Annotated in this window: 5 protein-coding genes; 4 read left to right on the forward strand and 1 reads right to left on the reverse strand. The window is 54.6% G+C overall.

Annotated features, from left to right (window positions below):
- The 3 genes from ACKI61_RS01865 to ACKI61_RS01875 form a co-directional block, all read left to right on the forward strand.
- On the forward strand, window positions 1-1,583 hold a 1,583-nt coding region (locus tag ACKI61_RS01865; protein WP_407456112.1), incomplete at its 5' end, for a helix-hairpin-helix domain-containing protein.
- Between the two features lie 333 nt (window positions 1,584-1,916).
- On the forward strand, window positions 1,917-2,759 hold the full coding sequence (locus tag ACKI61_RS01870) for a TIGR02147 family protein (RefSeq protein WP_407456113.1): 843 nt from the start codon (window positions 1,917-1,919) through the stop codon (window positions 2,757-2,759).
- Complete coding sequence (locus tag ACKI61_RS01875; RefSeq protein ID WP_407456114.1) at window positions 2,759-4,204, forward strand: LamG domain-containing protein; 1,446 nt, start codon at window positions 2,759-2,761, stop codon at window positions 4,202-4,204. The genes ACKI61_RS01870 and ACKI61_RS01875 overlap by 1 nt, the downstream gene beginning before the upstream one ends.
- A gap of 82 nt (window positions 4,205-4,286) precedes the next feature.
- On the opposite strand, the gene ACKI61_RS01880 is transcribed toward ACKI61_RS01875, so the two are convergent.
- Window positions 4,287-4,484 carry a ferredoxin gene (locus tag ACKI61_RS01880; protein WP_407456115.1) on the reverse strand — a complete coding sequence of 66 codons (198 nt, stop codon included), beginning with the start codon at window positions 4,482-4,484 and terminating at the stop codon, window positions 4,287-4,289.
- Between the two features lie 201 nt (window positions 4,485-4,685).
- Between ACKI61_RS01880 and argB the strand changes: the two genes are divergently transcribed.
- Window positions 4,686-5,401 (forward strand): acetylglutamate kinase (gene argB / locus ACKI61_RS01885; protein WP_407456116.1); only part of this gene is annotated, 716 nt, incomplete at its 3' end.

The raw sequence follows: 5,401 nt of genomic DNA on the forward strand, positions 1-5,401 counted from the left end.
TGCTGCAGCCGAGCATGGAAAGCGAAGTGCGCCTGATGCTCAAGGACGCTGCCGAAGAGGAAGCCTTCAAGGTGTTCAGCAAGAACCTGCAAGACGTTCTGCTTGCCGCCCCTGCCGGTCACAAGGCCGTGCTCGCTCTCGACCCGGGTTTCCGTACGGGCTGCAAGGTGGCTGTGCTCGACGAAAACGGCAAGTTCATGGATCATGGCATTATCAAGCCGCATGAACCGTGGAACGACAAGGCCGGTGCCGCTGTGTACCTGATGCAGCTCATTGACAAGTACAAGATTGACCTCATCGCCATCGGTAACGGAACCGCGAGCCGCGAGACCGACGCCTTCTGTGGCGAGATGGCCCTCAAGTTCAAGGGCAAGGTTCCGCCGCGCGTTATCGTGAGCGAAGCCGGCGCTTCCGTTTACAGCGCAAGCATGATTGCCATCCAGGAATTCCCGAAGGAAGACGTGACGACCCGCGGCGCGATTTCGATTGGCCGCCGCCTGCAGGACCCGCTGGCCGAACTCGTGAAGGTGGACCCGCAGTCTATCGGTGTTGGCCAGTACCAGCACGACGTGAACCAGCGCGAACTCAAGAAGCGCCTCGACGAAGTGGTGGAAAGCTGCGTGAACATGGTGGGTGTGGACGTGAACAGCGCTTCCGCTCCGCTCCTTGCCCATGTGGCGGGCCTCAGCAATACGCTTTCGGAAGCCATCGTGAAGTACCGCGAAGAGAACGGCGCGTTTGCCAGCCGTGAAGACCTGAAGAAGGTGAAGGGCTTCGGTCCGAAGGCCTTCGAGCAGGCGGCGGGCTTCATGCGCATCCCGGGTGCCGAAAACCCGCTGGACGATTCCGCGGTTCACCCCGAAAACTACGCCCTCGTGGAACAGATGGCCGAGAAGGTGGGTGTTCCGGTGAAGGATATCGTGGGCAATGCCGAAGCGGTGAAGGCTATCAAGGTAGATGAGTTCCTCTCCGACGAGGTGGGTAAGGCTACCCTCGACGATATCGTGAAGGAACTGCAGAAGCCGAGCCGCGACCCGCGTAAGGAATTCCGCTACGCCAAGTTCGACGATAAGATTCGCACCATTCAGGACTTGATTACGGGTAGCTGGATGGAAGGTGTCGTTACCAACGTGGCGAACTTCGGCGCCTTCGTGGATATCGGTGTTCACCAGGACGGCCTCGTGCACGTTTCCGAAATCAGCGACAAGTTCGTGGAAGATGCGAAGACTGTGCTTACCGTGGGCGATATCGTGAAGGTGCGCGTGGTCGCAGTCGATGTGGGCCAGAAGCGCATTAGCCTTTCGATGAAGCAGGAAACTGCCGACGGTGTTGCCGGTGCCGGCGCTAATGGCCCGCGTGGCCAGCGCGCAGGTGGTAACCGCGGCGGATTCGGTGGCCACGGCCGCGACGGTCGCGGCAATGCCCGCCCGCAGGGCGGCATCCAGGGCCATGCAACCCTCGCTGACCTCAAGGCAAAAATCGCCGGCAAGGAACGCCCGGGTGCAGCTCCGAAGAAATCGGCCCCGGTTCAAGTCGGCAAGCTCAACTCCATGCTGAAGCAGATTATGAAAAAAGCCAAATAGATTTGACTGCGACAGCGTGCTTGCACGCTGGCATTGGCAAACCTATGGGCTTCGCGCTACGAAGTAGCGCCACGCCAAGTAGATTTGACTGCGGCAGCACGCTTGCGTGCTGAAAAAACAAAACGCCCAGACGACTGGGCGTTTTTGGGTTCAAAACCTGGTCGAGAAAACGTTTTCTTGCCGGCGTGTGTAAACATTTGTTTAACGCGATGGGCCTTGCTGGAGTGGCTTTTAGCTGTGATTTTAATCAAAAATGTCCCAAAATAAAGGTGCGGTGTGTAAAAATTTTCTCCGGCTATTGCTTGCTGTGTAAAAATTATTTATTTTAAGGCTATGTGTATTGCGCTAGAACATCTGTTTGATTACGACGACTTCCGCAAGTTCCTGCAAGACTACTTCGAGGAACAGAAGAAAATGCGGGCCGTCTTTTCGCACCGGTTCTTCGCGGCGAAGGCGGGGTTCAGTAGTTCATCTTACTGTCTCAACGTCATTCGCGGACGCTTTAACCTGACTCCCAAATCCATAGAGAAAATTGCAAAGGCGATGGATTTTGAACCTTTGCAGAAGTCGTATTTTGAAGCCCTGGTGCAGTACAACCAGGCGCAACAGGTCGACGAGCGCGAAAACGCCTGGGAACAGATTGTCCAGATTAGAAAGCAGATTGAATTTACACATGTGACTACTCGTGAACAGGCCTACTTTAGCAAGTGGTACTATCCGGTGGTCCGCGAAATGGCGGTGAATGCCGACTGGCACGACGACTACATGGTGCTGGCGCGCATGCTCACTCCGCAGATTACGACCGAAGAGGCCCGCGACGCGGTCAAGAAGCTTTTAGAATGGAACCTGATCAAGAAGGTGGACGACCATTACGAGGAAACCTCGCAGATGCTCGATGCCTCCGAGATTCCGCCGATTGCTCTGCGCCAGATCCGTCGCGAATACATTCAGCATGCGATTGGCGCGGTGGAGTCGATGCCCAAGGACGAACGCTTTGCCGCGTTCACGACTCTGGCCATGAGCGAAAGCTCCTATAAGTATGCCGTGGAAGTGCTGGAAGACGCCCGCAAGAAGATTATCGCCAAGGCGGCGAACGACCCTAATGTGGAGCGGGTTTACGAAATGATGCTTGTGGCGTTCCCCATGAGCAAGAAGATTGAAAAGGAGGCTAAGTGATGCACGATTTGTACAAACACGCCTCTGCTGTGGCTGTTTTAGCTTTTTGGGCTGCCGGACTTTCGGCTTGCTCTTCTGAGAGCAAGGATGTGGCCGGTGGTGTGACCGATATTGGAAATTCCGTGGCAAGCGGTGTCGTGGTGACCGAGGCGAACATGCCTGCAGCTCGTGCCCGCGTGGTGGCCTATTACGATAGCTGGGACAAGACGGCCATTGAAGATTCGGTGGAGACGACTGCCGACGAGAACGGAAAGTTCAGCTTGAATTTTGACAGTACTCGCTCTGTGGTTCTCTATGCAGAAAATGGCGGCGAGTCGGGACTTTCCCGCATGCAGAATTCGGCGAACGCCCTGGTGATGGTGGGGCATCCGCGTAGACTCGAAAGCAGTGTGGCTTCTGCAAATTCGGGCTACATGCGCATCGTAGGTAGCAACGAGACTGTCCCCGTGAATGCCGATGGTTCCTTCGCTTTCGACGCGATGCCCGTGGGCGAAATTTCGCTTGTGTATGTAAGCGATGAGCCGCGTGCCCGGTTCGACTTTATGACGGCTGTCGTGGGCGATACGCTCAAGATTCCGGCACTTGAAGAACTCGCCAAGAACGATGGCTGGCTCACGATTTCGGATTACCGCTACTATAGCGGAGCTGCTTTCGGTGGCATCATGGTGGATGTGCCCGAAGGTCTGGTCGTCCCGCAGAAAGAAACTCCGAAAGATCCTGTTGTGCCGCCTCCGGTTGTTCCCGATACCACGACAACGGATACGGCCGCTGTTGATACCACGGAAAAGCTGGCTATTTCCTTGGAACTCCACATGGACGGCAAGGACGAGCAGATTGAAGTCCGTGACAACGATGGTTCTGTTGCCGATACCGTGACCTTTGTGGAAGGCGTTTCGGGCAAGGGCATCTTGCTTAAGGTGGGCCAGTATATCGAAGTCGGTAAAATCGACCCGTGTGCCGGCAACTTTACGATGACTGCTTGGACCAAGTGGGGCGGTTTCCGTGGCGACGGCATTTACCAAATTCTATTTGCGGAACGCTCGAACTGGGATGCGGGAATGTCCAGGTTCCAGCTGCAGTACGAAATTATGACGAGTTCCATTACAGCTGTTGGTGATGGTGCTGACTTTACGGGCTACGGTTATGCTTGGCTCGCCAAGGGGAACGTCGAACGCGGCGGTTCGCTGCCGATGAACGAATGGGCTCATTTGGCGCTTGTCTACGAAGATGGCAGCCTGTACTTGTACATCAACGGAGTGCTTGTCAGTGACAAGGCCGGTGTTCCGTTTAGGCCGAAGGACACTGAGAAACCGATGCCTTTCCGCATCGGTGGATCTGAAGTGCCGAACGATACTTGGAACGGCGCCATTGACGAAGTCCGCATCGAGTCGGTCGCGCACAATGCCGAGTGGGTCAAGGCCGAATACGAAAAATACGCGAAATAGCAATCCATAAAAAAGAGCTCTGTCTAAAAGACAGAGCTTTAAAAGTTTTGAGTTGATTACGGACGCCTTGCGCCCCTAATGATTACTCGTACTTGATCACGCCGGCCGGGCAGCCGTCAGCGGCGTCCTTGATTTCGCTTTCGTAAGCGGAGAAATCAACGCCTTCCTTGACGACCATCTTTTCAGAAACGCTGAACACTGCGTCGCAGGTAGCTTCGCAAGCGCCGCAGGAGACGCATTCATCGCTGGATTCGTCCAGCCAAACTTTCGTGATTGCCATAATATACCTCTTTGTGTCTTGGTTGAGTTTATATACGCAATATAACAAAATCTTGTTCCGATAAAAAAAGAAAAGTTGAAAAATTACAAAAAACATTCAAAAAGGGATAATGAGGGCTTTTTCCTGTCTACTTCCTACTGCCTACTGTCTACTTTTCTAAATTTGTCTCCGTAAAAATAAAACGAGAGGAACTCGCACACGATGAAAAAAGTGGTTGTAAAAATTGGTGGCAGCCTGGCTATCGACGAAGCCAAGCTGGCTGATTTTGTGTCGGCAGTCTCTACCCTCCCCGGTAGTGGCTGTCAGGTGGCCGTGGTTCACGGCGGTGGCAAGGACATCAACGAAAACATTGCCTTGCTCAAGGAACAACCCACATTCATCGACGGTCTCCGAGTGACGACTCCCGGTATTATGAAGATGGTGGAGATGACCCTCTCTGGCCACGTGAACAAGAAGCTTGTGCGCATGCTCCTGAACAACGGCTGTGGCGCCGTCGGTATTTCGGGCGTAGATGCGAACCTGTTCCAGGTGGAAAAGAAGCAGGGCAAGGTGGACCTTGGCCTGGTGGGCGAAATCAAGAAGGTGAACCCGGGCATTGTGACCGCGCTCTGGGGTGCGGGGTTTGTTCCCGTAGTGAGCCCGATTTCTATTGGCCCTGACGCAAACGGTAAGGTTGTGAGTTGGAACGTGAATGCCGACACGGCTGCATCTGAACTGGCTGTGGCGCTCGAAGCCGACCAGTTCGTGCTGGTGAGCGACGTGCCGGGCGTGATGGACGAAAACAAGAATGTAATTCCCGAACTGAGCGAAGCGGACGCCGAAAAGCTGATCGAGGCTGGCGTCATCTCCGGCGGTATGATTCCCAAAGTCCGCGAGAGTTTCAAGTCGATCCGACGAGGACTCAAGAGCATCCACAT

Source organism: Fibrobacter sp., from assembly GCF_045601785.1.
In the GTDB taxonomy this organism is placed as follows: Bacteria; Fibrobacterota; Fibrobacteria; order Fibrobacterales; family Fibrobacteraceae; genus Fibrobacter.

Coding starts and splice junctions, on each gene's coding strand:
- ACKI61_RS01870 (WP_407456113.1), top strand. CDS start 1,917: ATGTGTATTGCGCTAGAACATCTGTTTGATTACGACGACTTCCGCAAG.
- ACKI61_RS01875 (WP_407456114.1), top strand. CDS start 2,759: ATGCACGATTTGTACAAACACGCCTCTGCTGTGGCTGTTTTAGCTTTT.
- ACKI61_RS01880 (WP_407456115.1), bottom strand. CDS start 4,484: ATGGCAATCACGAAAGTTTGGCTGGACGAATCCAGCGATGAATGCGTC.